Source organism: Micromonospora sp. M51, from assembly GCF_018070305.1.
In the GTDB taxonomy this organism is placed as follows: Bacteria; Actinomycetota; Actinomycetes; order Mycobacteriales; family Micromonosporaceae; genus Micromonospora; species Micromonospora parva.
Genome location: NZ_JAGPXZ010000771.1, coordinates 1 through 2,787 on the forward strand (window position 1 = coordinate 1; position 2,787 = coordinate 2,787).

Here is a 2,787-nt window from a genome sequence, read left to right on the forward strand (position 1 = left end):
GGCACGGGGAGCCGCCGCGCCGGCGTGTCCGGCTCCACCTGTGTCGCGGCGCCGGCCGCCGGGAACGCCTCGGTGGGGGCGGCGGGACGGTGCCGCCGGAACACCCGGGGCTGCACCTGCGCGCCGCCGGCCAGCCCGACCACCGACGGGGGCACCGGAGGGTCGGCGGGGTGGGGCGGGGGGCCGTCCACCGGTTCGGTCGGCCACCTGCCGCCCGTCGACCCGACCGCCTCGTCGGAGGGCAGCCGGGGGTTCGGAACCGCCCCGGCGTGGTGGGGTGCGGCTGCCGACGGGTGGTGGCCCGAGTCGGTCGGCCCGTCGTCGTGCGGTGCAACGCGGGCGGCCGGTACGACGGGCGTGTCGCGGGCCGTGGGTGGGTTGTCGGCGCAGACGTGATCGGGATTCGCCGCCGCCCGGGCCAGCGCCGCCACCTGGGTGGCCAGCGGGTCGTCGGCGGGCAGGTGCTGCCGGCACAACTCACGGGCGAGCGCCAGGTTGTCGTGCGCCTCGGCGAACTGCCCACAGTCGCGCTGCATCGCCCCGAGCCGCGCCAGCATCTTGATGCCGCTGGGGTGCCCGTCGCCGTACACCTCGCGGTGCAGCTCCCAGGCGTCCTGGAGGCGGTCGCGGGCCACCGTGCACTGGCCTCGCGCGTACTCCACGGTGGCCAGGTCGGCGTGCGCGGCGAGCACCCGCAGCGACTCCGGGCCGTCCTGCGCGGTCAGCTCGATGATGACTTCCTGGTAGAGCCGCGCCGCCCGGGAGTGGCTGCCGACCCGGTGCAGCACCGCGGCCAGGGTGGCGGCCGCGGCCACCGTGCGTGGGTCGGCGCGACCGTGCAGGCGGGTGGTGGCCGCGTACGCGAAGGCGGCCCACCCCCGGGCCGAGTGTGGCTCACCGAGGGCGATCAGCACCCGCGCCTGGAGGCTGGCCGCCTCGGCCAGCTCGGGGGTGGCGTTGGCCGGGCGGGGGTCGGCGTCGGTGAGCGCGTCGGACAGCAGTTGCTGTGCGCCGGCAAGATCGCCGGAGGACACGAGGTGGTGCGCCTGATCAGTCAGTTCACCGAAGCCGGAAGACACGCCCCATCGTGCTCATCCGACGACGGTAAGTACAAGACCCGCGCCGGTGTCGATTGGTCAGGATCCGGTCAGGTGCTCGGCCAGGGTCTCGCTGATCCGGCGCAGCTGGTCGACCTGGGCGGGGCTCAACGCGTCGAACAGGTGTCGGCGTACCCCTTCGACGTGGCCGGGCGCGGCGGCCGCGAGGGTGGCGAAACCCTCGTCGGTGAGCAGCGCGATCTGCCCGCGTCGGTCGGTGGGGCAGTCCTCGCGGCGCACCCAGCCGGCGGCCTCCAGCCGGGCCACGGCGTGCGAGAGCCGGCTGCGTGAGGACCCCGCGGCCTGGGCCAGCTGGCTCATCCGCAGTTGGCGACCGGGGGCCTCGGAGAGCTGGACCAGGATCTCGTAGTACGCGTGCGGCATGCCCGCGTCGCGTTGCAGCTCGCGGTCGAGAGTGTCCATCAGCACCCGGGAAGCGGTCAGGTACGCGCGCCAGGTGCGTTGCTCGTCGGGGTCCAGCCAGCGGGTCATGACCGCCATCATACCCCCGATGGTTGAATGCTCAACTAAATCGCGCTAGCCTCGGGTCATGGGTATTCATCGGCTCAACCACGCGGTCCTCTACGTCAGTGACCTCGCCCGCAGCGTCGCGTTCTACAGCGACGTGCTGGGCTTCCGCCCGGTGGCGATGACCCCGGACGGCTTCCGGGGCGCCACCTTCCTCCAGGCCCCCGACTCCACCAACGACCACGACCTCGGCCTCTTCGAGATCGGCGCGGGCGCCGGGCGGTCGACCGCTGGTCGGTCCACCGTCGGCCTCTACCACCTCGCCTGGGAGGTGGACACGCTCGACGAGCTGGCCGCCACCGCCGAGCGGCTCGTCGCGGCCGGCGCGCTGGTCGGCACCTCCGACCACGGCACGACCAAGAGCCTCTACGGCAGGGACCCCGACGGTCTGGAGTTCGAGGTGGTCTGGCTGATCCCGGCCAACCTGCTCGACGACACCGCGCTGGCCGCCCGCAAGCAGATCGGTCGGCTCGACCTGGACGCCGAGCGGCAGCGCTACGGCGGGCAGACCCGGGGCGGGGTGGGGATCTCCGTCCCGGCCTGACCGCCCATACGGTAGAACGGACCGATGCCGACCGACCGGACCACTGATTTCCTCCGCGAGCTGCTGGTCCGCCAGTTGACGACCTGGCTGGCCGCGGCCCTGCACCGCTCCCGGCGGGCCACCGTCGCCCTCGCGGGCGTCGACGCGGGCAGCGCGGAGGCGGCACTGCGCCTGGTCGCCGCACACGGCGACCAGGTGCGCGGCCGGCAGGTGACGGTGCTGGTGCTGGCCGACGCGGCCGACGCCGACCTGCCGGCCCGGCTCGGCCCCATCGAGGCGGAGCTGCCCGCCGAGGTCACCGTGCACCTGCTGCCCGGCGACGCGTACCGGCTGCCGGTCGCCGTGAAGGCCGCCGGGGCTGCCGGCGCGCCACTGTTCTCCTTCGTGGACCTGGCCGGCGCGGTGACGCCGAAGGTGCTCGCCGCCGCGACCAACGGCCGGACCGGGGAGCTACTGCTGCACACCACCGACAGCGCCCGAGACGTGCTCGTCTCCGCAGGGTTTCCCCTGGTCGCCGAGGTGGCACCGGTGCTGCCCGGCGGCGAGGCCGCCGGTGTGATCGCGTTTGGCAGCCGCTCCGACCGGAGTCTGGAGGCGATCCGCGACGCGCTCTGGGCG

General features: G+C 74.5%; 4 protein-coding genes. 2 read left to right on the forward strand and 2 right to left on the reverse strand.

The features are described from left to right. On the reverse strand, positions 1-1,079 hold a 1,079-nt coding region (locus tag KBX53_RS28490), incomplete at its 3' end, for a tetratricopeptide repeat protein (protein WP_309140876.1). 57 nt (positions 1,080-1,136) lie between these two features. Further along, positions 1,137-1,598 carry a MarR family winged helix-turn-helix transcriptional regulator gene (locus KBX53_RS28495; protein ID WP_030333595.1) on the reverse strand — a complete coding sequence of 154 codons (462 nt, stop codon included), beginning with the start codon at positions 1,596-1,598 and terminating at the stop codon, positions 1,137-1,139. 49 nt (positions 1,599-1,647) lie between these two features. Here KBX53_RS28495 and KBX53_RS28500 point away from each other — a divergent pair, with 49 nt between their 5' ends. Together KBX53_RS28500 and KBX53_RS28505 are read left to right on the forward strand one after the other, a co-directional pair. After that, positions 1,648-2,169 (forward strand): VOC family protein, encoded by a 522-nt coding sequence (locus KBX53_RS28500; protein WP_030333597.1) that lies wholly within the window; start codon positions 1,648-1,650, stop codon positions 2,167-2,169. A gap of 24 nt (positions 2,170-2,193) precedes the next feature. After that, positions 2,194-2,787, forward strand: a 594-nt coding sequence (locus KBX53_RS28505) for a hypothetical protein (RefSeq protein ID WP_210862654.1), incomplete at its 3' end; no start/stop codon positions are given.

What these genes read in the sequence shown, in the direction of transcription:
- KBX53_RS28500 (WP_030333597.1), top strand. Translation starts at nt 1,648, where the DNA reads ATGGGTATTCATCGGCTCAACCACGCGGTCCTCTACGTCAGTGACCTC.
- KBX53_RS28495 (WP_030333595.1), bottom strand. Translation starts at nt 1,598, where the DNA reads ATGGCGGTCATGACCCGCTGGCTGGACCCCGACGAGCAACGCACCTGG.